The sequence below is a fragment of the Flocculibacter collagenilyticus genome (assembly GCF_016469335.1).
Taxonomy (GTDB): Bacteria; Pseudomonadota; Gammaproteobacteria; order Enterobacterales; family Alteromonadaceae; genus Flocculibacter; species Flocculibacter collagenilyticus.
Genome location: NZ_CP059888.1, coordinates 3,092,655 through 3,117,336, shown reverse-complemented (window position 1 = coordinate 3,117,336; position 24,682 = coordinate 3,092,655). Strand labels below are relative to the sequence as shown.

The window sequence follows — 24,682 nt, the reverse complement described above, 5'->3', positions numbered from 1 at the left end:
TTTCAGCAAATCAGTACTTAAAGGGAAAATAAATATTTTCCCTTCATAGTTTTAGAGCAGTGATGTAGTAAGCCGCACTGCTTTTTCAAAGATTCATTGGATACATTATGAATACCTTATACCGCAAACCGTTACCTCATTCTCACTTAGATTTTTATGATACGCGCGAGGCTGTTGACGCAATTAAGCCCGGCGCTTATGCAACATTGCCCTATACCTCCAGAGTACTGGCTGAAAACCTAGTACGCCGCTGCGATCCTGCGGTATTAGAAGACTCTTTAAAACAAATTATCGAGCGCAAGCGCGATTTAGACTTTCCGTGGTTTCCTGCACGTGTGGTATGCCATGATATTTTAGGGCAAACCGCGCTTGTGGACTTGGCTGGTTTGCGCGATGCAATTGCAGAAAAAGGCGGCGATCCTGCGAAAGTAAACCCAGTGGTGCCTACACAATTAATTGTGGATCATTCTTTGGCGGTAGAACATGCTGGCTTTGAAGAAAATGCCTTTGAAAAAAATCGCGCAGTCGAAGAGCGTCGTAATGAAGATCGTTTTCATTTTATTAATTGGACCAAAACTGCATTTAAAAATGTTGATGTAATTCCACCAGGTAACGGCATTCTGCATCAAATTAACTTAGAGCGTATGTCGCCTGTTATTCAAGCGCGTGACGGCGTGGCCTTTCCTGACACACTAGTAGGAACAGACAGCCACACGCCAATGGTTGATGCATTAGGGGTTATCGCAGTGGGCGTAGGTGGTTTAGAAGCTGAAAGCGTGATGCTGGGCAGAGCGTCTTATATGCGTTTGCCAGACATTATAGGCGTTGAATTAGTAGGTAAGCCGCAACCTGGCATTACCGCAACAGATACCGTACTTGCACTGACTGAGTTCTTACGTGCCGAGAAAGTTGTTTCAAGCTATTTAGAGTTTTATGGTGAAGGCACTAAGCACCTTACGTTAGGCGACCGTGCAACAATTTCGAATATGACGCCGGAGTACGGCGCAACGGCTGCAATGTTTTACATTGATGAGCAAACAATTGATTACCTTAAACTAACTGGCCGAGAAGACGAGCAAGTTAAGCTGGTAGAAACATATGCGAAAGAAACGGGCTTATGGGCTGATAGTCTAACTTCGGCTGAGTATGAGCGCGTTTTACGTTTTGACTTATCAACCGTGGTTCGTAATATTGCAGGCCCTTCTAATCCGCATAATCGCGTACCCACATCAGAATTAGCGCAGCGCGGTATTAGTGGTGTTGTTGAAAATAACCCAGATCAAATGCCAGACGGTGCCGTGATTATTGCAGCAATTACCAGCTGTACCAATACCAGTAACCCGCGCAACATGATTGCAGCAGGCTTATTGGCGCGTAATGCTAATGCTAAAGGTTTAATGCGTAAGCCTTGGGTTAAAACGTCCCTTGCGCCTGGCTCTAAAGCGGTACAGTTGTATTTAGAAGAAGCGAATTTATTACCTGAGCTAGAAGATTTAGGCTTTGGGGTGGTGGCATTTGCTTGTACATCATGTAACGGCATGAGTGGCGCGCTTGATCCGAAAATTGAACAAGAAGTTAAAGCACGAGATCTTTACACCACTGCAGTGTTATCGGGGAACCGTAACTTTGATGGACGTATTCATCCACATGCAAATCAAGCATTTTTAGCCTCGCCACCATTGGTTGTTGCTTATGCGATTGCAGGAACCATTCGTTTTGATATTGAGCGCGACGTACTTGGGCTTGATGAAAACGGTAAGCCAATTACCTTAATGGATATTTGGCCTAGTGATGAAGAAATTGATGCCGTCATCGCTAAAAGCGTTAAGCCAGAACAGTTCCGTAAAGTATATAACCCCATGTTTGATATTTCGGTGGACTATGGCGAACATAATAACCCGTTGTACGACTGGCGTCCGCAAAGTACCTATATTCGTCGTCCTCCTTACTGGGAAGGCGCATTGGCGGGTGAGCGCACAATGAAAGGGCTGCGTCCATTAGCTGTACTCGGTGACAACATTACGACTGATCACTTATCGCCATCAAATGCCATTATGATGGACAGTGCAGCAGGCGAATACTTGCATAAAATGGGATTACCAGAAGAAGACTTTAACTCTTACGCGACCCATCGTGGCGATCACTTAACCGCACAACGCGCAACCTTTGCTAACCCTAAACTGTTTAATGAAATGGTTAAAGAAAACGGCAAAGTTAAACAAGGTTCACTGGCACGAATTGAGCCAGAAGGCAAAGTGACACGCATGTGGGAAGCAATAGAAACTTACATGGAACGTAAACAGCCGCTCATTATTATTGCTGGTGCAGATTACGGCCAAGGCTCGTCACGCGACTGGGCTGCAAAAGGGGTTCGACTTGCAGGCGTTGAAGTGATTGTTGCTGAAGGTTTCGAACGCATTCACCGTACCAACTTAATTGGAATGGGCGTGTTGCCGCTAGAATTTGAAGCGGGTGTGACGCGTCATACATTAAACATTGATGGCACGGAAACTTATGATGTTATTGGCGAGCGCACGCCGGGAGCAATGCTTACTTTAATTATTAACCGCAAAAATGGCGAGCGTGATGAAGTTTCTGTTAAATGCCGCTTAGATACACAAGAAGAAGTATCTATTTACGACGCAGGTGGTGTATTACAACGCTTTGCACAAGACTTTCTAGAATCAAATGCAACAAGTTAATAGGTTGCCACAGAAATGACATATAAACCTCAAATAAAAATCCCCGCGACGTATATGCGGGGTGGGACGAGTAAAGGTGTATTTTTTCGTTTGCAAGACTTACTTGAAGCTGCGCAGCAAGCCGGAAAGGTTCGCGACGACTTATTGCTAAGGGTTATTGGGAGTCCTGATCCTTACGGTAAACATACCGATGGCATGGGCGGCGCTACTTCTAGCACAAGTAAAACAGTGATCTTATCAAAAAGCACAAAGCCTGATCACGACGTAGATTACTTATTTGGTCAAGTGGCCATCGATAAGCCGTTTATTGATTGGAGCGGTAATTGCGGCAATTTAACTGCTGCGGTTGGCTCGTTTGCTATTTCTAACGGTTTAGTTGATGCGGAACGTCTACCAGACAATGGTGTTGCTAAGATTCGTATTTGGCAGGCTAATATTGGTAAAACCATTATTGCCAACGTGCCAATGATTAATGGTGAAGTACAAGAACTTGGCGATTTTGAGTTAGATGGTGTTACATTTCCTGCTGCTGAAGTACAAGTTGAGTTTTTAGCACCCGCCGACGGTGAAGGCGCTATGTTTCCAACAGGGAACTTAGTCGATCAACTTGAAGTGCCGGGCATAGGCACGTTGAATGCAACTATGATAAACGCCGGTATTCCAACAATTTTTGTAAATGCCGCGGATATTGGTTACAACGGTACCGAGTTACAAGAAGCGATTAATGGTGATGAAAATGCATTAACCATGTTTGAAACACTGCGTGCTCATGGCGCAATCAAAATGCGATTAATCAGTGATTTAGCAGAAGCAAAAGCACGCCAGCATACCCCTAAAATTGCGTTTGTAGCTCCGCCAACTGGCTATGTTTCTTCAAGTGGTAAAACGGTAGACGCTGAGCAAATCGACTTGCTCGTTCGTGCACTTTCTATGGGCAAGCTACACCATGCAATGATGGGAACCGCTGCGGTCGCGATAGGTACAGCCGCCGCAATTCCCGGCACTTTAGTTAATGTAGCCGCAGGTGGTGGAGAGCGAAATGAAGTTCGTTTTGGTCATCCCTCGGGAACATTAAAGGTAGGCGCGCAGGCGTCATTCGTTGATGGACAGTGGCAAGTCGACAAGGCAGTGATGAGCAGAAGTGCACGCGTACTGATGGAGGGCCATGTTCGGGTTCCCGCAGACGTATTAGACAATAATTAGCCGCTACTTTATTTCAGTTTTTAAAGGGGGATATCCCCCTTTTTTTGTGCTTAATACAGACCGCAGTTAATAGTGATTAAGCAAAGTAAATTACAACACGGATAATATGATTAAGAAACTTGCGCATTACAATCAAGTAGTTGCACAGCAAATTTACACTGTGTTCCAACGCTCATATCAAGTTGAGGCACAATTAATTGGTGTGAGTGACTTCCCGCCTTTGTCGAGAAGTGTGGATGATATACAAAGTGCTGACACGTTATTTTTTGGCTTTTTTGAAGATAACTGCCTTGCTGCCGTTATTGAAATTGCGCTAGAGGATAAGATATTAGAGATTGATAGTTTAACGGTTGACCCAGCGCATTTTAGAAAAGGCATTGCCAACAAATTAATAAAGCATGTATTAAGCGTTACTAATTATCGCCAAGCTAAAGTTGAGACTGCTGTGGCGAATATGCCCGCAATCGTTTTATATCAAAAGCATGGATTTGTAGAATATAAACGATGGACTCCTTCACACGGTATTGAAAAAGTAGCAATGTCGCTTGAATGTTCAACACATCAGTCACTTAATGGAAATTAATGGGAAGTTAATCAGTATGGAAATTAAAACGATTTCTTGGGAGCAAGCCATCCCACTTCGGCATCGTGTTCTATGGCCAAGTAAAACACCTGAGTTTTGCTATGTAGAGGGAGACGAAGAGGGGCTGCATTTCGGTGCTTTTATTGATGAAGTATTGGTGTGCGTGGCGTCTGTTTATGTACATCAAAATAAAGCACGTTTACGAAAGTTTGCGACCGATGTTCGCTATCAGCAACAAGGTATCGGCTCAAAGATGCTAAATCATATTATTCAGTCGCTTAAAGCAAGTGGTTTAGCATATTTTTGGTGCGATGCTAGAGAAACCGCAAGCGGGTTTTATAGTCGTTTTGGCATGCATAAAAGCAGCGAACGTTTTTACAAATCTGACGTAGCGTATTTTAAAATGGAGCTAGCCTTGCAATAAGTGCCTTTGTAAAGCTGCTATTTGTAATAGCGCTTACTGTAATAGTTGAGCAAGCTGTATTCTGCTATTAGAGTTTTATAAGTAAGGGGGAAGTTAACTTCCCCCTGTCAGCATCAGGATGAAGCGTTATGGTTTAACCACAGTAAACGCCTTTGATTTACCAGTATAACTGCGTATTCTTCTATCCCAGCCACTTTTCCAATGACCACGATGTACAATACGATAGGTTCCTTCAGGTGTAGATGCACTTGGGCGCCAGACTCCATCTGCAAATGAACAGGCTAAGCAATCTACGGCTGTATCTCTTCGCCAAATAAATTTTGTATCAATATCATCATCGGTTAACCATGTAACCCAATTGCCATTCACTTTACGTTGTACGTCAATAAAGCTGCCACCAATTTGCAAATTGTTACGAGGATGGCCAGAGCGGAAGGTAACTTTAACTTCCTCACCGATAGTATATTGGTTTCTTGCATTCTTTGTAACTTGGCCAAATGACTCCCACAAGCGCTTGTCATCATATACCACACCAAGCACGGGAATAATTTGGTCGTCAGACAAGTCTGGCGGCGTAGGCCCACTTGGTACTGATTGGTTTTGGAGCATGGCGTCTGCCATATTTGAATATATTTGTTGATATGCAGGAAGCGTATTTGGACCATAAATAGTATGGCCACCTTCATAATACTGCATTTGGAATTCTTCTGGTGTAGTTACGTAGCCATGATAAGCGTTAGCTAGCCCTGCAATCACTACTTGATCAATCCCGTGTTCTGCAAACTTAGTGGTAAGTGTATTAATAAGACGTCGGCCAGACATTGTCGTCATTTCACCCGCACTTGATACGATTAAAAGCGAGCCAATTCTAAACATTTGAAACGGTAGATGGGCTGTATAGAGTTCTATGCCGAGTGTTTTTCTATTTAAAAACGTTGGTTTTGGGTGCTGGCAAGGATCGTCTTGAGCTTCGTTGAATAGACTAATGGAAGAAAACGCATTCATTAGGCCGAAAATAGGGTAGCCGCTGATAACCGAGTCGAATAGATTTTGACTACGATCCCAGCTTTGTCCTTCATTGATGGTGGTCATCCCTTCAAAAATGCCGGGAATATTTGTTGGCCCATCCCAGGTTGAACCTGCAGTCATTGACCAACCTATGGCTCCTTCACATACTCCTTGCTGAATACCACCAGTAAAATTAGCATTAACTTGGTAGTCCGGCATGTACACGTATTGATGACGATAGTCTAACGAACCATTTAACGGTGCAGAAGCGGCTTCGTATAATGACTTTGCTTTATTAAATTGTTTAGTCGCAGATAACAGTGCACTTTCTTCATTATTTGCGCCGCAACCATCTGATGGGCCGCACACATTCGGTGAGGCATCTCCTAGGTTACTGTTAGCAAAAGCGCCGACAAAATCGTTAGAAGCGGAGTTTCTTGATTTCGTCCACTTCTCAAACAATTGGCTGGCAATGCCTTTGTTATCACTGCTTAATTGGCGTTGAGACATGCCAAAAGAGACATTATGCACAGCAAACCAGTTAATCATGCCAATTTCTTGATTATTATCAGTCACTAATTTTAATACTGTCATATTTTTATTAGTTTTGTGGAGGTAATCAGTAGCCTCTGGATTTTGCCCATAAGGCACAGGGTTGCGGTTGATGCTTGCGTCAGTGAGCAAACCGTTTTCGATTAATATATTGCCTGGTGCAAGTTTGCTATCCGCTGCCACAATAGAGTCGTAAATGCCATCTACAATCGCTTGATAATTTTTGCTGTCGTAGCCAAGTGCACTCATATTGAGCATCACGTAATGATCATAGCCGCCCGGGCCTACATGTGTATGGGTAGCAGTTAACATTACATTTTCGTCGTTATAGCGGCTACCAAATTGCGCCTGTAATTTTTTGATAACGCCCTGCTTTACGCCTTGTGTAATGCTTTGTAAGTCAGCAGACACAAACACTACTCTTTTACTGTTAGTTTTATCTGCAATGACAAAGGCGCGCGACCATAATCGTGTATGAATGCCTTGGGTGGTTTGACTTACTTCGCCATAACCTACCATACCCGCATCGGCAGCCGGCCCTGTAATATCGTATTTCGCACTGCCAATTAACCATTCACCCGCCAATGTAGTCGTAGGCCCAACGGTGATAAATAGCAGTAAGGCACTTTTTATCAGCCGTGTAGCCGAAAGTAGACTTTTATTTTTCTTCATAGGTAACCTTCTGATTTTATTTTTATATTTATTTACAGCACAAATAAAGTAGTACATAAATTAACGGTTGTTAATAACATATTTAATAAATATTATGGATGTTGGATTCTGGGGTTTAAGCCATGTCATATTAAAAGTGGTAGCCCAAGTTGTAATCGTAGTAAGGGAAGGAAGTTATGTTACAGAATGACAAAAAAGTCACTGAAATATGTCGCGATGAAGTAGGACGTAATACCGAGCAATATTCAGCAGAGTACTCTGAGCTTGTTTCATTTATCGAGTCTAATAAAGAGTATGCCGAGCAAATAGCGCGTGCGGCTAAACAGCATGTGCCAGCAAATATGCTTACTGTCAGCTTTAAAATGGGGGCTTGGCCAGTAGTAATTAACACGCAGATGGTAAATCAATTTAAAGACTTTAATCAGCGTTTACCCACACTCATAGTTAAAGCGCTAAATAGCTACTTTGAGGGTGATGCTAATGCGTTTTCGGCATACTTGAATGAAGATCCAGCTTGTTATGCTCAGGTCTGTAATAACCAATTTAATTTAAATGAATTATTGATGCGTCATGATCTTTGCTTTTCTGATAATCAGTTAAAGTTATTAGAGGTAAATGCGGGTAGTGATCTTGGTGGTTGGGAGTTAGATTTATTACATGCAGGGCCACTTTTTGCTGCAAGCAAAATTCCTAGTCAGTCATGGTCTAAACTAACGCATCGTAATGTATTACACACTCTTATGAGTAGACTGTGTATTAATTTAGATAAGCTGAGTAAAAAAATAAAAACAGGCAATATTTTATTCATAACAGATAAAACCAACCAAGCCACGCTTCCTCAGTTACAGCTTTTTATACAGTCTATTTTTCAGCAATGTAAGGAATATAAACAAGGAAAGGTATTCTTAAGTTGCCATCCTGATGAGTTAGAACTGTCATCCAACAACCAAATTCATTATCAAAACCATCAAATGGACGCGGTATTGCTGCTCGATTTTAATTTCTCTAATACAACAATGAATAAGCTAAAAGTGAGTTACCAAGCTGGAAACCTATTATTTCCAGACAGTGATACACATCGATTGTTTGGAAATAAAGTGCTTATGGCTTTGATGCATGAAAAGAAAACACTATCAAAATTTACTGAAGAAGAGCAGGCTTGGGTAAAGCGTCATATACCTTGGACGGCCAAACTAGAAAGCGAGCATGTGAATTATGAAGGGAAAGATTACGCATTATCTGATCTGCTGGTTGAACAAAAAGCACGGTTAGTATTAAAGAAGTCTAACTCGATGCAAGGTAAAGATGTAGTAATTGGGAAGGATGTAACTATTGCTCATTGGCAGCAAACTATTGAGCGGGTTAGCAAAGAGGCGGGCTGGATTGTTCAAGAGTTTTGTGCCCCAGACTTAATTTTTGCCACAGATCCTGAAGGTCAACTAGATACCTATGTGCCTGTGTGGGGGATTTTCGGTTTTGGTGAAAGCTATGGTGGCGGCTTTACTCGAGCGCAAAGGCTAAGTAGTGGTAACGGAGTCGTTAATGCTGCGAAAGGCGCTATTCTTCATGCAACCTTAGAAGTTAATTAACTTATATTAAGAGCCTAAGCTTGGTCTAGGCTCTTAATTTCTCCTCATCAAGAAAGTAGTTATTCCTATTCACCTATTCCTAATGTTAACTGCTGCATATAACTTGCGAGTGCTTGATCGTCTGGGCGTGACGATTGATTAAGGGCGTGATAGACACCTTGTTGGTCTTCAACTTTACGGTGCTGACCTAACTTATGCTTGCCTTCTAGCTTACTCAGTTCAACTTTAAACCCGACGATGCCTTTTAATAATTTACTTTTGAATTCATCACTTAAAGTTGTGGTGTCGTTATGAAGGTTGGGTTCGTATTTCGTTACAGTGTCATTAATAATAGACAATGTTTCATCATCGCTGGTTAAAGTTAGCACGCCATAAGCATGTACCGCAGAATAATTCCATGTGGGTACTGCGGGGGCAGTTGCATACCAAGTTGGTGAGATGTAAGCATGTGGCCCATTAAAGATGATGAGTGCAGCTTGATCAGAAAGGGTTTTGTAATGTGAATTAGCGCTAGCGAAATGGCCATAAAGCGTACCATATTCTCCTTCATCTTTTTTTAAAAGAAATGGTAAGTGTGTAGCAGTGAGATCATCTGAAACAACAATGCCAAAACTAAATTGTTCAATAAAAGCGTGAATGTCAGATTTACTTTTAATCTCCATATTTTTAGGTATGTACATCTTATCCCCATCATTTTGCTAATTTATTTGTATCTGATAAATAAAGCTTATTTAGATTCAAATATTGAAGTAAAAAGAAAGTTGTAGTTATTAAAATCATACTTTCCAGACCGCGACTAAATCTACCATGTTGGTTTTTTAAGTCGATAATCATGGTGCTATTTCAGGGAAAATATAATGACATCAGACCAGTTTAAGTGTTTAAATGTCGCAGAAAACAGTATTTGAATTAGTCCAAAGCCAGTATTAAAAGGTGATTTATGCATATTGATGAGTTATTTAATCAAGTTAAGGTAGCAGATAGCGATACCACATTGAGTTTTCCCGCCAACTGGTGTCAGGGACGTACCGCATTTGGCGGTTTATCTGCATCAATGTTATATGTTGCTATTCGTCAACGTGTTTCTTCTGATCGAGTGTTACGTGCTTTAAATACCAGCTTTATTGGTCCGTTATTGGCTGAAACTCCATTTTCAATTGAGGTGGAAGTATTACGAGAAGGAAAAAATACTTCAGTAGTACAAGCAAAAGCGATTCAAAATGGTGAAGTTTGTGTATTAACACAAGCAAGCTTAGGTACTTCTCGTGAATCTGAAATAAATGTTGCTTCAAATACTCGTCATCAGATGCAAGCGCCAAACCCAAAAGCTAGCATTAAATATGTTGAAAATATGATGCCTGCTTTTTTTCAACATGTTGACTTAAATGTAAGTAAAGGAAGTATGCCGTTTTCTGGTAGTGAGAGTTCAGAATTGTCAGGATGGATGCGGTTTGCGAGTGCACCAGATGTTTTTACAGATGCACATCTTATTGCGTTGGCAGATGCATGGCCACCGTGTGTATTACAAATGGCGAAAAAGCCAGCGCCAGCGAGCACCTTAACGTGGAATTTAGAATTTATTCATCCACACTCAGAAATTACTGCTGATAATTGGATTGCTTATGAAGCAAAAACGCGACAAGCTGCTGGTGGCTATGCGCACACTGAAGCTAACCTGTGGGACGAACAAGGTGAGTTAATCGCGATTAGCCGTCAATGCGTAACGGTATTTGCATAACTCTTACAGTGCTATTTTCTGTGATTAACGAAAAACAGGCCAAACTCGACCTTTATCGTCTGGTTTTGGCTTGTTTTGTTCTTGGTTATTAGCAAGTTGCTCATTTTCAACATCGTCTGCAATATTATTGGCTAATCGCCATGCCTTCAGTTTTTCTCGGTAGTCATCCCAGACACACGGGCAGCAACTGCCACTGCCGCAGCATTCATTGGATTCTGGCCGTTTCGGCTTCATCATGTTTTTAGAAATGTTTTGCTCTTTCATATTACGGCATTCATACGTTTAGAACTTGGCTATATTTGGCGAAAGTTTACCCTATTTGTCAGACCAGTGATATTAAGGGCTATCCTTTTTGCAGGATTTTGAGTAGATTAACCCGCTAATTGGTTAGTTTTGTGCTTTTTTAAAAGTAAACACAAGGAAACATTCGAACAATTTCGTTTTTTTGTGAAAGCGACCATGAAGTCAGAACCTATCTGAATAACTAAAAAATAAAGAAAGAAGACGTATATGAGTGCATCTAGGGGTGAATTTACTTCACGATTTGGTTTTATCTTAGCGGCTGCGGGATCAGCGGTTGGCTTAGGTAATATTTGGGGGTTTCCTACACAAACAGCAGGGAACGGCGGCGCAGCATTTGTGCTTGTTTATTTAATTTTGGCATTTTTTCTAGCTTATCCTGCATTTATGGCAGAGTTAGTCATTGGTCGTCATGGTCAAGCTAACGCGGTTACTTCTTTAAGAAAAATTTCTAACAACAGTACTCAGCGTATTTTTGCCTTTATTGTCGGCTTCGGCGGTATTGTGTGTGCTGCGTTAATACTAAGCTTTTATGGCATTATTGCAGGTTGGATGATGTCTTACGCGGTAGAACCTGTTACCAGAGTCGTAGGATTAACAGCCGTAGGGGATTGGGTAATTTCGCAATCGTTAGCAAGAAATCTCTTATTTGTCAGTATTTTCATGTTTATGACGGTGTCGATTATTCGCTTTGGGGTAGAGCAAGGGATTGAAAAATGGTCGAAGCGCTTAATGCCAGCACTGATCATCATCTTGCTTTCATTAATTGGGTATGTGATGACCCTAGAAGGCGCTTCAGAAGGGCTTCAAGCCTATTTACTCCCTGACTTCAGCAGAGTATTAGATCCTAATTTATTGGTAAGTGCATTAGGACAAGCATTTTTCTCCTTATCGCTGGGCACCAGCGTTATGATCATTTACGGTTCTTATATCTCACGAAAAGAAAATCTAGTCACATTAGGTGCTCAGGTTACGTTGATAGATGTCAGCATTGCCTTTTTAGCAGGCTTATTAATTATTCCTGCAATGTATGTTGCACAGGCAAGCGGAGTAACGATTTTTGGTGAAGATGGCAGCTTAGTGTCAGGGCCGGGCTTAGTATTTTCGGTATTACCTGCCTTGTTTGATGGCATGGGGAGCATGGGCGTATTATTTAGTTTTGCATTTTTTGTATTAATGAGTGTAGCTGCGTTAACGTCTTCAATTTCAATGTTAGAAGGACCTGTATCCTACGTGGTTGAAAACCATGGAGTAGAGCGTAAAAAAGCGACTACGTTGATTGGTATTTTCATTCTTATGCTTAGCTGTATTATTGTGTTTAATTTAGGCACTTTATTAGACTTTGTTGCTACATTATCAACAGAGTATGGCCAGCCAATTATAGGGATGTTGTGTTGTATTTTTGTTGGTTGGATTTGGCACAGAAATAACTTATTGTCAGAGTTACAGTCTGGTTATGAAGGCGTTGAGCACTCGTTGTTCTGGAAAATTTGGCCTTGGTACACCAAGTTAGTTTGTCCACTTTGTATTGGGTTAGTGTTCTTTAATTCTTTATAAGTTTACTTTCTGGTCTGAAAAAGCACGGTATTGCCATGGGTAGCCGTGCTTTTTTGTTTCTCTCTTATTTTCTTCTCTTCACTTCTTTTTCTAAGTAGTTCTATTTTTAAACGTTAAATTAAGTGTTGCATTTATAGACCGATTGGTCTATTTTTAATTTATCAACTGAAGTAATAGCAAACGTGGTCATTAGTAATAGCAATGAATCAATCAAAAGGTGAACAAACAAGACAGCATTTAATTGAAGTTGGCGCACATCTTTTTCATCTGCAAGGCTATAGTAGTACGGGCTTGCAGCAAATTTTAAAAGAAGCGGGCGTAGCTAAAGGTTCATTCTATTTTCATTTTAATGATAAAGAAGCATTTGCATTAGCAATTATTGATTACTTTGCGGGTGTTTTTAAACAAAGGGTCGCACAGCATTTACTTAACCCTGAATTAAGCGCTGAACAAAAGCTAGACGCGTTTAATCATTATACCGTTACAGCTTTTACTGAGATGAACTTTAAAGCAGGCTGTCCAATTGGAAACTTTTGCCAAGAATTGGCTGATTCATCTGAGAGTGTTGCTATAAAAGTTGGCGCCTCGTTAAACGGAATGGCAAGGTGCTTTGCCGGTGTTATTGAGCAAGGTAAACAGGAAAACGTTTTCAGTAATGACCTTGATGCAGAAGATTGTGCGAATTTTATTGTAGACAGCTGGGAAGGGGCTGTATTGCGAATGAAAGCACAACGCTCTGCTGAACCGCTTCACAATTGGTTAAGTTTTATTAAACGATTACTAAAGCCCAGTTAAGTTGATGTGTGGCTGAAAGTAAAAAATTTTAACTAAAAATAGACCACTTGGTCTATCAATTGAAAAGGATCTGTTGGAACGTAATCCACAGTATTAACGTAATTCGATGTAAAAATTGAATTACCTTCTCGGCTTTGTATTTTGTGGTATGGCTTGGGATATTTAGTCCTCTGTTAAACAGAGATAATGGAAATTAAAGGAGAAAAACATGGCTATTATTTATGGCGTTGAAGCATCACCCTATGTACGTAAAACACTGTTGGCACATCAGTACAAAGAGGCGGAATATGAGTTGAAAATGACAGTGCCCCACACTGATGATGCTGACTTTAAAGCGGCCAGTCCATTTGGCAAGATTCCGGGATATAAAACGGATGATGGTTTTGCGTTTTCTGACTCGTCGGTGATTATTGCTTATCTTGAAAAAACTAATCAACACAAGCCGCTTTACCCGTCAGATGTTAACGACTATGCCTTCGCGCTATGGTTAGAAGAATTTGGTGATACCAAAATGATGGAAGCAACCGCAGGCTTGTATTACCAAAGAATTATTGGTCCAATGTTTTTTGAGCACAAAACCGACCCTGAACGTGTTGCAGAATTGACTGATGAGCTCATTCCTGCGGTGCTAGATTATGTTGAACAGTTATTGGAGAAAAAGCCTGCTGATCAAACTTGGATAGTGGGTAATGACCTGTCGGTTGGCGAGCTAGCAATTGCAACAAACTTATTTAATTTACAACATGCTGACTTTAATCTTGATGAAAACAAGTGGCCGTTAGTAGTGAAGTTTAAAAAGCAGTTATTTGAGTTAGAGTTTGTTGCTAAACAATTGCAAGTAGAAGTGGCTATGTTTAAAGAAGCTTTTAAACAAGCGTAATATTGCGCCTAAATTAACCCGCAATATGATAAGGGTGGCTGTCTTTTAAAGTGATTAGGCAGTCACTTTTTTAATGGTAGAATGCTCGCTTAATGCGTGCTTTAAAAACGTTTATTTTTGTAACAAAGGTAACAAAGAAGTTTGACAACAAGACTGGCAAAATACATCGCTCAATCAGGTTTATGTTCAAGGCGCGCTGCCAGCAGGTTAATTGATGCACATCGAGTAACGGTTAATCATCGGCTTGCTAACCATATAGATCATGTGACCGATAATGACAAAATATGTGTAGATGGCGAAGTACTTGCACCTAAAGCGCAGCAATTAGTTTTGGCACTCAATAAACCTGTAGGAGTAGATTGTAACTGCGATCCTACCAACCCTGACAGCATTGTTCATATTATTGCTGGTGATGAGCGGGTCTTTCCGGTTGGGCGGTTAGATAAAGACTCACACGGCCTAATGTTACTGACGAATGACGGTGAACTGTGCCAGCAATTACTCCATCCTGACTTTTATCATGAAAAAGAATACTTAGTGGCGGTTGATCGGCCTTTTGATGCCAGCTTTGTTTCTGCTATGCAGCAGGGTGTTAGCATCCCCCAAGGCATTACGCGTCCGTGCAGTTTGCTTCCAGTTTCAGACAATCAATTTAAATTAACTCTAACTCAGGGCTGGAATAGGCAAATTAGAAAAATGTGTAAACAGCTGGGATACCGCGTGATTGATTTGCAAAGAATTAGAATGGTAACGATAAAGCTAAACGCGCTGCCGCTAGGAGAAATACGACGGCTATCTCATGAGGAAGTGAACACGCTCTCACGCGCAGTTCAGCCTATATAACAGCGTTAGATGGCTTATAAAATAGCGTTTCCTTCACTTTGTTACAATTTTAAGCGTAAAAATAGCAATAAAGTGTGATCAGCTACTTGATTGTTCTTGATAGCCTCGGCAGACTTGCTCCATTCCAATTTTGTTACAGATTATGCTAAAACATGAAAAAAACAATTCTTACTGTAGCGCTGAGCGCTATCTTAGCCACTGGCTGCCAAAGCACCAACCCCAACGCCTATCAAAATACCAGTGCCACTTCTAATAAAGAAGTGGCTGGGCAGAATAACGAAGCAAGAAAACTAGAGCAACTAGTTACTAAATACTTTGAAGAAAGTTTAAAGCGTGACCCAGTGTACGCAACGTTTGTGGGCGTTAATGATTATAACGACCAATTCAATGTACCAATTAATCAGCTAAATATTGATGACGCTAAAGCGTTTGAGCAAAAATATTTAAAAGCCATTAATGCAATTGATGCGAGCTCATTAAGTGGGCAAGATTTACTAACTTACCAAATTTTTAAGCGCGATCGTGAGTTAGCGATAGAAGGCTTTGAACATCCTTCATACCTAGTGCCGTATAACCAAATGTATGGCGTTCATAATATCTTTGCGATGCTCGGCTCGGGTAGCAGTGCCCAACCATTTAATACAGCCAAAGACTACAGAGACTTTATCAAGCGTGCAGCAGGCTTTGCTACGTTTATGGATAGCACTATTGTGGCTATGCGAAAAGGGGTAAGCATTAACATAGTGTTACCCAAGCCTATTGTGGAAAAAGTGATCCCTCAACTTGCTGCCCATGTCGTAGAAGATGTGACCACTAGTGTATTTTATGGCCCTGTAAAACAGCTAGACAGTAATACGCAAATTAGTGAAGCTGACAAAGCAACACTAAAGCGCGATTACATTGAAATGATTAAGCAAGTCATTATTCCAACGTATAAAAAGTCCCATGACTTTGTAAAAGATGAATATGCGCAACACGCGAGAAGTAGTGTAGGGTTGTCTGCGTTGCCAAATGGTAAGGCGTGGTATGAATATAAAATTAAAGAAAATACAACGCTGCCATTAAGTGCTGAAGAAATTCATCAATACGGTAAAAAAGAAGTTGCACGCATTCTAACTGAAATGCAGCAAGTTAAACGTATCGTGAAGTTTGATGGAACCTTGCCAGAATTTTTTGCGCATTTGCAAAACCATCCAAAGTTTTACTTTGATTCAGAGCAAGCGGTGATTGACGCTTATAACGAGGTTAAACAGCGTATTAATGAACGCGTGCCGCAATTATTTAATGTGTTCCCAAAAGCTGATTATGAAGTAAGAGCGGTTGAAGCTTATCGTGCTGCGTCATCAGCTGGTGCAAGCTACCAATCACCTGCACCAGACGGATCGCGTCCGGGTATTTTTTATATCAATACACATAACTTAAAAGCACAGCCTAAGTTTTTAGTTGAAACGCTAAGTATTCACGAGGCTGCTCCAGGACATCACTTCCAGATTAGTATTCAGCAAGAAGTTGAAGGCTTACCAGAATTCCGTAAATTTGGTGGCTATACTGTATTTGCCGAAGGTTGGGCGTTATATGCTGAAAGCTTAGGTAAAGAAATGGGATTATTTACCGACCCATATATGTGGTACGGCAGATTAGTAGATGAACAACTTCGTGCAATGCGCTTAGTTGTAGATACAGGATTGCACGCATTTGGTTGGACACGTGAAGAAGCGATTCGATTTATGGCGGACAACTCTTCAATGGCACACAGTGATATTGTGTCAGAAGTCGAGCGTTATATTTCTATACCAGGTCAAGCCTTAGCCTATAAGCTAGGAGAGCGAGCGATTAGAAAAATGCGTGAAAAAGCGGCGGATCAGTTAGGCGATAAATTTGATATTAAAGCGTTTCATACTCAAATTCTCATTGATGGCGCATTACCAATGCCGATTTTAGAGCAAAAGATTGATCGTTGGATTGAATCGCAACTGTAAAACGTAAATCAAACATAGTGTGAGATGATGATAAAAAGAGTTAGCCTGTATTGGGTTAACTCTTTTTTATTTAACACTGAACATTTAACACTTAAAAATTAGCTACTTTTGCTCATAACCCCACGGTGCGGCGGGTGGTGTTATAGGTGTCGTTAAATCAAAATCTACTCTAAATTCTCTACCTTGTCGGATTAAGCGATAGGTAAATTGCTTTGGATAAATAAACATTTGCCACGTATTACCAATAGATTGCGGAATACCTTGTTGAACAAATAGTTCTTTAGAGTATTGATCTGCTGGAAATGATTGTACTTGTGCCCAGCCAGCATCAACAGTATGACCGCCGTACATGGTTGAGATGTCTGAACTACCATCTTTATGGCGATGATCATGTTTTAATGATAACCCTGAGCCTGTTTTGGTGATTAACCAAGTGCGAGAAGCGTCATCGCCTACATGAAAAGGGATTTGCAGTTGATTTTCTTCACACTTACGCACGTGCATAATTAATGGTTTATTACTGAAGCCATCACTCTTGGCGTTATCAACGGTAACTTTGCCTGAATATGCTTTGCCACAGTGCTGTTTAATACTATTAAAAAACGCATCATGATTTGAAATTGAAACGGTATTTGCCACTTGGTTACCTGCCATTGCAGGGATAGCAAACAAAGTAGAAAACGCTAACAGCGCAAATGTAGGGGGAGTTTTTGTTTTTATTCTTTGATTATCAAGCATATTTTTTCTTATCACGTGATTGATGTTCCAGCACGTTATGAAACTAAATGATAAGTGTCAATAAATTCCTGCCAAGGAATGGGTTTCGATAAGTAATAACCTTGCATGTAATCGCATTTGGCTTGCTGTAAATATTCAAATTGATATTGGTTTTCTACCCCTTCTGCCACAAGCTCTAAATCGTACAACTTTGCGATTGTGAGGATGACATCAACCATCGAGCTTTTACTGTTGGTCTCGTCGCCAATACTGTCTACAAATGAGCGATCAATTTTCAGTGTATCAACAGGGTAAAGTTGCAGTTGGCTAAATGCGGTATAACCTGTGCCAAAATCGTCAAGCGACAGCCGGAAGTTCATTTGTTTTAGAATAGTGAGCATATCGATACTTTGTTCGTCATGCGACACAAGGCTGGTTTCAGTAAGTTCAAGTTCAACCATTTGAGGGGGGACATTGTGCTTTTTCATTAACTCTTTTAACTTGTCGGGAAATTCTAAATTTTGTAGTTCAATGGCTGAAATATTAATGGCAAAGCGCAAATTGCAGTCAGGGTTATGATTGAGTAATTCTCTAATTTTTTCAAAGGTGTGATCTATCACATAATAGTCAATATCTTTAATGAGGCCATACTCTTCCGCAATTGGAATGTATTGATCAGGCCCAATACCTTTTAATTCGTCAGAGTGGCAGCGAATTAATGTTTCTGCTCCTGCGACAACCACACCGTCGGGATGAAAAATAGGCATAAAGACAAGGGTAAATTCATTGTTTTCTAAGGCTGATTTAATTCCAAGCGAAACGTTTTTACGTAAACCAATATCATTTGCAATGCTTGAATTAAAGAATTGATAGCGATTTTTTCCTTCTTGTTTCGCTCTAAACATTGCCGCATCTGCATTGTGTAACACTTCGTCAGCAGTTCTGGTGTCTTCGTCAATGAACGCGATGCCAATACTGGCATTAACTCTTATAGTTAGGCCATCAATATCAAAGTCTCTGTTTAGCGCAGCAATCAGCCTGTTAGCAATGACATCAGCATTATTTTTACTTTTCAGATTGGTGGTGACTAAGGCGAATTCGTCGCCAGCAAGTCTGGCGACCCCTTCTTCATTTAATAACGACAGCGCATCGCCCACGCGGATACACGACAATAAGCTTTTACTGACGTGCTTAAGTAGAAGATCACCCGTTTCGTGGCCATAGGTGTCGTTAACTCGTTTAAAGTCGTCTAGATCAATAAAGTACACGGCTGCAATCTGCTTTTCGCGAAGTGTTCTGTGTACTAGTCGTTGTAGCCAATCATTAAATCTGCGGCGATTCATAATGCCTGTTAGGTGATCAACGCTGGCCTGTGTTTCGAGGGCGATTTGGTGTTTGGAAATAAGGTAAGAGTAAGCTGCTGACAATAACATAGTCATCATCAACGGTACTGAAAAGCGTAATATCATTTGCCAATGCAAGGAGTTTAGCGCGGCTAATAGACAAAGTATTAGCATGCTGGTTGTTACAACCATTGAAAAGCGGAAGGACGTAAATGTGAAAAATATGCCAGTAATGGCTGGGAAGGCGAAGATAATGCCTCGTATGCCTAAAAAGTAGGTAGCGACAATGACAGTGAGGCAAACGGAAGCTAGGATGCCGTATCGATAGTACGTGTTATCTAGCTCTTGCATGACTTTATAGGTTGAAAGTAAGATGGCTAAGCATATTGCGGTAAGGCAAACACCCAGCCAGATATTTCCTTCTAATAAGTGATATAACGCATAACCTGCGGAGGGAACCAGTCCGATAAAATGAAATAACGTGGTATGTTTATTCGAAAATCCAGTATCACCTACCATACAAAAGGTACCCCAAGTATTTGATCATAAATTGCCAGCGCGTTGATCACTCGTCGCGCTACTTTAACGCTATTACACTTAGTAAAATCTTTTAGAAACTTGGGTATAATACTAGTTGGTAAATGTAGATTGTCATTATTAAACAGCGACAACCCAATTGATTTTCATCCATAATTCACAAAAAAATAAGGGTAGATAACGGCTTCTACCCAGTTAATAAATCAGAGAGCGGAATATATGATTCTTGGTTATGGCATCGATTTCATAAATCGCCTAAACGTATCTTGGCTACGAACAAACCATCGTGGCCTAGCCTCACCAACGCCTGCCATTTGTAGTTTAGGATGATGGCCAACAACGTTAGCTAGCACTGGCTCTTGCTCTGGATCTACATCTACAAAAAATACATGCATTCCTTTTTTTAATTTGTCTTGAAATTGTTTAAATTGATAATTGGGTTCTTGAATGCCAAACAACCCGCCTTCCCAAGTGCAAAATCCAAGGATAACAATAGATAAAAAAATAAAGGGAAGCCAACCTGCTGCTGAACTTGTCCATCCGAGCAAGTATGCCACTGTTAATACTAATGCGGCGAATACCACTCCGATTGCAGCGCCAATTTCTGTAGAGTGCACAACATCTTTTTTTAGTACAGCTTCGACTTCGTTTAATTGATGTTTTTCTACTTCACTGTCTTTTTCACTGAGCACATGAATTTGAAAAGGTGAAAAACCTTTCTGTTTTAGTTCCTGTTCAACTGTAGCAAGGTCATCCAAGTCCTCAGTAATATAGAAATGTCGTAACATACTCCATCTCCAATTAATAAGTATTAATAACTACAGCTGATAAATAACAAACACAGTTACCAGTACGCGATAGCTTAAGTGTAGCAGGATTAAACAGTATTGCGTTTTAGGTTATCAAGAGACGGTTGGTAAAGTTGTACGTTATTTCTGCCAGTATCCTTCGCTTTATAAAGCGCAATGTCGGCATTTTTAATTAACTTGTCTGAACTGATGGTTTGGTTTGGCACAATGCAGGCAACGCCAATACTTGTTGTTAAATTAAGCTCGACGCCATCTACTGTAAATGGGGCTCGCGCTAACTCTTCTCTGATCGATTCAGCTAACGCATATGCGTTTTGTTCACTGCAATTAGGTAGAATAATGGCAAACTCTTCACCGCCATAGCGCGCGATAGTGTCGGTACTTCTTTTGGCGGTCTGCTTTATGATATCTGCGGCATGGCGAAGGCATCGGTCGCCCACCAAATGACCGTATTGGTCGTTAACTCGCTTAAAATGATCTAAGTCGATTAACAGTAAGGATAAGTCGGTTTGGTGCCTGATCCCATATTGCCACTGTAGTGCTAATGTTGTATCAAAATGGCTGCGATTGTAGAGCTGAGTAAGGGCGTCTGTGATGGTTAGTTTTTCAAGTTCTTCCTGTCGCTGTTGTAATTGGTATTCGGTATAAAATGCCCGTCTATATTCTTCACTATAACGATGGCCAATGATTAATAAGTAACACCATATACCAAATAACATTGGGCTTAGAAATGCATCTGTTGAGTCATAAAAGCCAGCAATAAATGAAGGGAGCATGAGAATTGTGATGTAGGCAAGAGTAAGGCGCGGCTTTGGAATTAAGCTGGAAGTAGCACCGCAACTTATTGCAATTAACAGAATAAGCATTGCTTGTTGTATAGACTCAAATCGTGCATCGGTAAGGGTAATATAAAAAATGATACCCCAAATTGCAGAATGACCAAGTGCAAGTATTGCGAGTGTGAGTCGCCATGAGTCAGGATTTTTAGGGTACCAAAAACGAGTAGTAAATAAGTGAACTAAGCGAAGTATTCCTGGAATGATGAGCAATAGTGCAAAATAAAAGCTAAGTACCGGAGCTGTTTTATAAAAGCCTGTGCTTCCGGCAATAATTGGCCAAGCAATAATAAAAATGATAACGCCCGGAATAGAGCGTTTTACAAAATCATGATCAGCGCGCTGCTGTAATTGTAACCCTTCATCTTTATTGGTCATTTTATCTTATTGATGTACGTACAATAGGAACGTGCAACAACATTGGTAATGAATTACGTTACACACGCCCTATAAAGATAGTTCAAGTATGGTTAAAGTATAAGCGTAATTTTTTAATGCTATTGATAACCATTGGGGTTATTTTGCTGCCAGCGCCAACTGTCTTCCATCATTTCAACTAATGATTTTGTGGCTGTCCAATTTAACTCTTGGTTCGCGAATTGTGGATCAGCATAACACTCTGCAATGTCTCCAGCGCGTCTGGCGCTAATTTGATATGGAATCGCTTGTCCGGTGGCTTTTTCAAATGAATTTATCATCTGTAAAACGCTGTAGCCTTGTCCTGTTCCCAAATTATACGTTACCAAGCCAGGCTGACTGTTCAGTTTCTCTAACGCTTTTAAATGGCCATGAGCTAGGTCAACAACATGGATATAGTCGCGCACACCCGTTCCATCAATCGTATTGTAATCATTTCCGAAAACGCTTAATTGTTTTAACTTACCTACTGCAACTTGAGTAATATAAGGCATGAGATTATTAGGGATGCCATTTGGTGCTTCACCAATGGTGCCGGATTCATGCGCGCCAATGGGGTTAAAGTAACGTAATAATGCGATATTCCAGCTAGGATCTGAGCGATATAAGTCTGCTAGCATTTCTTCAACCATTAATTTGGAACGACCATAAGGATTGGTAGCACTAGTAGGAAAAGATTCTTTTATTGGAACGGTTTCTGGGTCACCATATACGGTGGCCGACGAGCTAAACACTAAGTTTTTAACACTGTGTTGCGCCATTACTTCACACAAATTAAGCGTGCCATAAACATTATTTTTGTAATAATGAAGTGGTATTTCGTTAGATTCACCAACCGCTTTTAAACCTGCAAAATGAATCACGCTGTCGAATTGATATTGTTTAAATAAGGAATGAAGTAACTCGGTATCAAGAATGTCGCCTTCAACAAAGGTAACTGCTTTATTGGTAATACTTTCAATTCGCTTTAACACTGCTTTAGATGAATTACTTAAGTTATCAAGGATAACTACATCCTGATTGATTTGCTGTAGTTCAACAACTGTATGGCTGCCAATATAGCCTGCACCGCCAGTGACTAAAGTCGCCATCAAATATTCCTCATTAAGGCCGTTAATTCGTGCATCAGTTTAAATGACTTTACGTCATTTGTAATTAAAAAATCCACATCGGTAGGAAACAGGAAGAATTACAAAATCCTGCTAAAATTAATCCGTGCATTAATCAAAAAATATGTTTAGGCGCATACTCTTATGTCATTTTAATGCGTTTTCTGTTTCATATTTAAGAAAAAATTATGACTGTCATATAACTGTCATAAATGGGTGGCAAACTGCCTGCCAATTCAGTTTGACTGCCTACAAATATCCGCAAGGGGACAGAGATGAAAACAAGAAAATCTATAATAGCTATCACTTTAGCTAGTTTGTTTGCTGCGCCAGTGATGGCTCAAGAAGTGCAAGTGTACGGAAAAGCGAATGTATCTTTTCAATCTTCTGACGAGGGTGAAGGCTCGTTTACTGAAATTAAAAGTAACGCATCACGTTTAGGTGTTAAAGGCAGTTATAAATTATCTGATAGCTTAGAAGCGGTTTATAAGTATGAATTGCAGGTTGATTTGTCAGATGAAGCTAACGAAGACAATCTAAAGTCACGTAACCAGTATGTAGGATTAAAAGGTAATTTTGGTGAAATCTTATTAGGCCGTAACGATACGGTACTTAAACAGTCTCAAGGTAAGATAGACCTGTTTGGCGACTATGAGGCTGATGTTAAAGTGCTGTGGAAAGGCGAAAATCGTATGGGTGATTCACTCACCTATAAGTCGCCAAAATTTAATCATTTTCAGATCGGTGTAACTTATATTACAGAAGATGATCCAGAAGGCGACGATGGAGTTTCTTTAGCTTTAATGTATGGTGACGCTAAGCTTAAAAAGAGTAAGATATTTGCTTCAATTGCAATGGATAATGATGTGAAAGGGTATGATACTGTGCGTGCCAATATCCAAGGCAAAATGGGCGACTTTAAATTAGGTGCAATTTATCATACGCAAGAGCCATCTGAAGGTGGTGAAGATATGGACGGTTACTTGCTAAGTGCTGCTTATAAAGTCGGTAAAGCAACATTGAAGGGGCAGTATCAAACACTTGAAGATGATGATGCGAGCTCGGTAGGTGTAGATTACTCGTTAGGCAAGAAAACGAAAGTGTTTAGTTGGTATTCAACAATGAACCTTGAATTTAAAGAAGATAAAGACTATTTCGCGGTTGGTGTAGAACACAAGTTTTAATCTTATCAATATCGCTAAAAAGCCGCTGTAGCGGCTTTTTTTATGAACACGTCTATTAGCGAAACTATGAGTAAAATACAGTTTCATATGACCAAATCGCATATAAATGTTATAAAAGTGTCAAATATCTCAGTATGGGATAGATTTTTTAATAAAACTGTCATACTTATTGAGAATAATTCATCCAATCTAAAAATGAGTACAGGAAAGAAACATGGCTAGGAAAATTTTAGTAGTTGAGGATGAAGCACCAATTAGAGAAATGTTGGCGTTTGTATTGGAACAAAATGGCTATCAAGCGATTGAGGCAGATGACTACCACTCTGCATTAGAAGCGATTATAGAGCCTTATCCCGATCTAATCTTATTAGATTGGATGCTACCTGGTGGCAGCGGTATTCAGGTTGCTAAAAAAATTAAGCAAAATGAACTAGCTAGAAACATTCCTATTATTATGCTGACAGCTCGTGGTGAAGAGGAAGATAAAGTTAAAGGGCTTGAAGTTGGTGCTGATGACTACATCACTAAACCATTCTCACCTAAAGAGCTGATGGCTAGAATTAAAGCGGTTATCCGTCGCGTTTCTCCAACTAGCTTAGATGACTCCATTGAAGTACAAGGACTGCGTTTAGATCCAGTATCACACCGTGTTACCTCGAATGAAGCTGATTTAGACATGGGACCAACCGAGTTTAAACTGCTGCACTTTTTTATGACGCACCCAGAGCGAGTATATAGCCGTGAACAATTGCTTGACCAAGTGTGGGGCACTAATGTTTATGTTGAAGACAGAACGGTAGATGTGCACATAAGAAGGTTGCGTAAAGCCCTTGCTGCATATGAACACGACCGTTTGGTACAAACAGTGCGCGGTGCTGGCTACCGTTTTTCCAGTAAACTATAAC

Annotated in this window: 21 protein-coding genes; 13 read left to right on the top strand and 8 right to left on the bottom strand. The window is 40.5% G+C overall.

The features are described 5' to 3' along the window. Nucleotides 1-107 precede the first annotated feature (107 nt). The 4 genes from acnD to HUU81_RS13770 all read left to right on the top strand — a co-directional run bounded on the left by acnD (nucleotide 108) and on the right by HUU81_RS13770 (nucleotide 4,912). Entirely contained in the window at nucleotides 108-2,702 is a 2,595-nt protein-coding gene (gene acnD / locus HUU81_RS13785) for a Fe/S-dependent 2-methylisocitrate dehydratase AcnD (RefSeq protein ID WP_199609515.1), read from the top strand. A 15-nt stretch (nucleotides 2,703-2,717) separates the two neighbouring features. Then, nucleotides 2,718-3,905 carry a 2-methylaconitate cis-trans isomerase PrpF gene (gene prpF / locus HUU81_RS13780; RefSeq protein ID WP_199609514.1) on the top strand — a complete coding sequence of 396 codons (1,188 nt, stop codon included), beginning with the start codon at nucleotides 2,718-2,720 and terminating at the stop codon, nucleotides 3,903-3,905. A 106-nt stretch (nucleotides 3,906-4,011) separates the two neighbouring features. Further along, on the top strand, nucleotides 4,012-4,488 hold the full coding sequence (locus HUU81_RS13775) for a GNAT family N-acetyltransferase (protein ID WP_199609513.1): 477 nt from the start codon (nucleotides 4,012-4,014) through the stop codon (nucleotides 4,486-4,488). Nucleotides 4,489-4,504: 16 nt separating this feature from the next. Then, nucleotides 4,505-4,912, top strand: coding sequence for a GNAT family N-acetyltransferase (locus HUU81_RS13770; RefSeq protein WP_199609512.1), 408 nt, complete (start codon nucleotides 4,505-4,507; stop codon nucleotides 4,910-4,912). A 126-nt stretch (nucleotides 4,913-5,038) separates the two neighbouring features. On the opposite strand, the gene HUU81_RS13765 is transcribed toward HUU81_RS13770, so the two are convergent. Beyond that, nucleotides 5,039-7,144: a neutral/alkaline non-lysosomal ceramidase N-terminal domain-containing protein gene (locus HUU81_RS13765; protein ID WP_199609511.1), complete on the bottom strand. Its 2,106-nt coding sequence runs from the start codon at nucleotides 7,142-7,144 to the stop codon at nucleotides 5,039-5,041. 176 nt (nucleotides 7,145-7,320) lie between these two features. On the opposite strand from HUU81_RS13765, the gene HUU81_RS13760 reads away from it, so the two are divergent. Continuing rightward, entirely contained in the window at nucleotides 7,321-8,733 is a 1,413-nt protein-coding gene (locus HUU81_RS13760) for a hypothetical protein (RefSeq protein ID WP_199609510.1), read from the top strand. Between the two features lie 65 nt (nucleotides 8,734-8,798). Here HUU81_RS13760 and HUU81_RS13755 read toward each other — a convergent pair whose 3' ends face one another. Further along, complete coding sequence (locus tag HUU81_RS13755; RefSeq protein WP_199609509.1) at nucleotides 8,799-9,413, bottom strand: FMN-binding negative transcriptional regulator; 615 nt, start codon at nucleotides 9,411-9,413, stop codon at nucleotides 8,799-8,801. 260 nt (nucleotides 9,414-9,673) lie between these two features. Between HUU81_RS13755 and HUU81_RS13750 the strand changes: the two genes are divergently transcribed. Then, entirely contained in the window at nucleotides 9,674-10,471 is a 798-nt protein-coding gene (locus tag HUU81_RS13750) for an acyl-CoA thioesterase (protein ID WP_199609508.1), read from the top strand. Nucleotides 10,472-10,495: 24 nt separating this feature from the next. On the opposite strand, the gene HUU81_RS13745 is transcribed toward HUU81_RS13750, so the two are convergent. Continuing rightward, a complete protein-coding gene (locus HUU81_RS13745) occupies nucleotides 10,496-10,735 on the bottom strand; it encodes an oxidoreductase-like domain-containing protein (protein WP_199609507.1) in 240 nt (79 codons plus the stop codon). Nucleotides 10,736-10,981: 246 nt separating this feature from the next. On the opposite strand from HUU81_RS13745, the gene HUU81_RS13740 reads away from it, so the two are divergent. The 5 genes from HUU81_RS13740 (at nucleotide 10,982) to HUU81_RS13720 (ending at nucleotide 16,825) form a co-directional block, all read left to right on the top strand. After that, entirely contained in the window at nucleotides 10,982-12,328 is a 1,347-nt protein-coding gene (locus HUU81_RS13740) for a sodium-dependent transporter (protein ID WP_199609506.1), read from the top strand. 201 nt (nucleotides 12,329-12,529) lie between these two features. Continuing rightward, nucleotides 12,530-13,123: a TetR/AcrR family transcriptional regulator gene (locus tag HUU81_RS13735; protein WP_199609505.1), complete on the top strand. Its 594-nt coding sequence runs from the start codon at nucleotides 12,530-12,532 to the stop codon at nucleotides 13,121-13,123. A gap of 208 nt (nucleotides 13,124-13,331) precedes the next feature. Next, nucleotides 13,332-14,003 (top strand): glutathione S-transferase family protein, encoded by a 672-nt coding sequence (locus HUU81_RS13730; RefSeq protein WP_199609504.1) that lies wholly within the window; start codon nucleotides 13,332-13,334, stop codon nucleotides 14,001-14,003. A 141-nt stretch (nucleotides 14,004-14,144) separates the two neighbouring features. Next, nucleotides 14,145-14,846: a pseudouridine synthase gene (locus HUU81_RS13725; RefSeq protein WP_199609503.1), complete on the top strand. Its 702-nt coding sequence runs from the start codon at nucleotides 14,145-14,147 to the stop codon at nucleotides 14,844-14,846. Nucleotides 14,847-14,998: 152 nt separating this feature from the next. Then, the gene (locus HUU81_RS13720) at nucleotides 14,999-16,825 is read left to right on the top strand and encodes a DUF885 domain-containing protein (protein WP_199609502.1); all 1,827 of its coding nucleotides are present in this window, start codon (nucleotides 14,999-15,001) and stop codon (nucleotides 16,823-16,825) included. Nucleotides 16,826-16,927: 102 nt separating this feature from the next. Here the strand turns inward: HUU81_RS13720 and HUU81_RS13715 are convergent, their stop codons facing one another. From HUU81_RS13715 to galE, 5 genes are all read right to left on the bottom strand, one after another. After that, nucleotides 16,928-17,479: a hypothetical protein gene (locus tag HUU81_RS13715; RefSeq protein WP_199612074.1), complete on the bottom strand. Its 552-nt coding sequence runs from the start codon at nucleotides 17,477-17,479 to the stop codon at nucleotides 16,928-16,930. 119 nt (nucleotides 17,480-17,598) lie between these two features. Continuing rightward, a complete protein-coding gene (locus tag HUU81_RS13710; RefSeq protein WP_199609501.1) occupies nucleotides 17,599-19,404 on the bottom strand; it encodes a putative bifunctional diguanylate cyclase/phosphodiesterase in 1,806 nt (601 codons plus the stop codon). A 248-nt stretch (nucleotides 19,405-19,652) separates the two neighbouring features. Further along, on the bottom strand, nucleotides 19,653-20,210 hold the full coding sequence (locus tag HUU81_RS13705) for an NAD/FAD-utilizing enzyme (protein WP_199609500.1): 558 nt from the start codon (nucleotides 20,208-20,210) through the stop codon (nucleotides 19,653-19,655). A gap of 89 nt (nucleotides 20,211-20,299) precedes the next feature. Continuing rightward, the gene (locus tag HUU81_RS13700) at nucleotides 20,300-21,445 is read right to left on the bottom strand and encodes a GGDEF domain-containing protein (RefSeq protein ID WP_199609499.1); all 1,146 of its coding nucleotides are present in this window, start codon (nucleotides 21,443-21,445) and stop codon (nucleotides 20,300-20,302) included. Between the two features lie 119 nt (nucleotides 21,446-21,564). After that, nucleotides 21,565-22,575 (bottom strand): UDP-glucose 4-epimerase GalE, encoded by a 1,011-nt coding sequence (gene galE, locus HUU81_RS13695; protein WP_199609498.1) that lies wholly within the window; start codon nucleotides 22,573-22,575, stop codon nucleotides 21,565-21,567. A gap of 293 nt (nucleotides 22,576-22,868) precedes the next feature. Between galE and HUU81_RS13690 the strand changes: the two genes are divergently transcribed. Beyond that, nucleotides 22,869-23,777 carry a porin gene (locus tag HUU81_RS13690; RefSeq protein ID WP_199609497.1) on the top strand — a complete coding sequence of 303 codons (909 nt, stop codon included), beginning with the start codon at nucleotides 22,869-22,871 and terminating at the stop codon, nucleotides 23,775-23,777. A 214-nt stretch (nucleotides 23,778-23,991) separates the two neighbouring features. Further along, on the top strand, nucleotides 23,992-24,681 hold the full coding sequence (phoB, locus tag HUU81_RS13685) for a phosphate regulon transcriptional regulator PhoB (protein ID WP_199609496.1): 690 nt from the start codon (nucleotides 23,992-23,994) through the stop codon (nucleotides 24,679-24,681). The last annotated feature ends 1 nt before the right edge of the window (nucleotide 24,682 follow it).

What these genes read in the sequence shown, in the direction of transcription:
- HUU81_RS13705 (WP_199609500.1), bottom strand. Translation starts at nt 20,210, where the DNA reads ATGTTACGACATTTCTATATTACTGAGGACTTGGATGACCTTGCTACA.
- HUU81_RS13775 (WP_199609513.1), top strand. Translation starts at nt 4,012, where the DNA reads ATGATTAAGAAACTTGCGCATTACAATCAAGTAGTTGCACAGCAAATT.
- HUU81_RS13770 (WP_199609512.1), top strand. Translation starts at nt 4,505, where the DNA reads ATGGAAATTAAAACGATTTCTTGGGAGCAAGCCATCCCACTTCGGCAT.
- phoB (WP_199609496.1), top strand. Translation starts at nt 23,992, where the DNA reads ATGGCTAGGAAAATTTTAGTAGTTGAGGATGAAGCACCAATTAGAGAA.
- HUU81_RS13700 (WP_199609499.1), bottom strand. Translation starts at nt 21,445, where the DNA reads ATGACCAATAAAGATGAAGGGTTACAATTACAGCAGCGCGCTGATCAT.
- HUU81_RS13735 (WP_199609505.1), top strand. Translation starts at nt 12,530, where the DNA reads ATGAATCAATCAAAAGGTGAACAAACAAGACAGCATTTAATTGAAGTT.
- acnD (WP_199609515.1), top strand. Translation starts at nt 108, where the DNA reads ATGAATACCTTATACCGCAAACCGTTACCTCATTCTCACTTAGATTTT.
- HUU81_RS13710 (WP_199609501.1), bottom strand. Translation starts at nt 19,404, where the DNA reads ATGGTAGGTGATACTGGATTTTCGAATAAACATACCACGTTATTTCAT.
- galE (WP_199609498.1), bottom strand. Translation starts at nt 22,575, where the DNA reads ATGGCGACTTTAGTCACTGGCGGTGCAGGCTATATTGGCAGCCATACA.
- HUU81_RS13740 (WP_199609506.1), top strand. Translation starts at nt 10,982, where the DNA reads ATGAGTGCATCTAGGGGTGAATTTACTTCACGATTTGGTTTTATCTTA.
- HUU81_RS13715 (WP_199612074.1), bottom strand. Translation starts at nt 17,479, where the DNA reads ATGGCAGGTAACCAAGTGGCAAATACCGTTTCAATTTCAAATCATGAT.
- HUU81_RS13730 (WP_199609504.1), top strand. Translation starts at nt 13,332, where the DNA reads ATGGCTATTATTTATGGCGTTGAAGCATCACCCTATGTACGTAAAACA.
- HUU81_RS13765 (WP_199609511.1), bottom strand. Translation starts at nt 7,144, where the DNA reads ATGAAGAAAAATAAAAGTCTACTTTCGGCTACACGGCTGATAAAAAGT.
- prpF (WP_199609514.1), top strand. Translation starts at nt 2,718, where the DNA reads ATGACATATAAACCTCAAATAAAAATCCCCGCGACGTATATGCGGGGT.
- HUU81_RS13690 (WP_199609497.1), top strand. Translation starts at nt 22,869, where the DNA reads ATGAAAACAAGAAAATCTATAATAGCTATCACTTTAGCTAGTTTGTTT.
- HUU81_RS13755 (WP_199609509.1), bottom strand. Translation starts at nt 9,413, where the DNA reads ATGTACATACCTAAAAATATGGAGATTAAAAGTAAATCTGACATTCAC.
- HUU81_RS13745 (WP_199609507.1), bottom strand. Translation starts at nt 10,735, where the DNA reads ATGAAAGAGCAAAACATTTCTAAAAACATGATGAAGCCGAAACGGCCA.
- HUU81_RS13750 (WP_199609508.1), top strand. Translation starts at nt 9,674, where the DNA reads ATGCATATTGATGAGTTATTTAATCAAGTTAAGGTAGCAGATAGCGAT.
- HUU81_RS13760 (WP_199609510.1), top strand. Translation starts at nt 7,321, where the DNA reads ATGTTACAGAATGACAAAAAAGTCACTGAAATATGTCGCGATGAAGTA.
- HUU81_RS13720 (WP_199609502.1), top strand. Translation starts at nt 14,999, where the DNA reads ATGAAAAAAACAATTCTTACTGTAGCGCTGAGCGCTATCTTAGCCACT.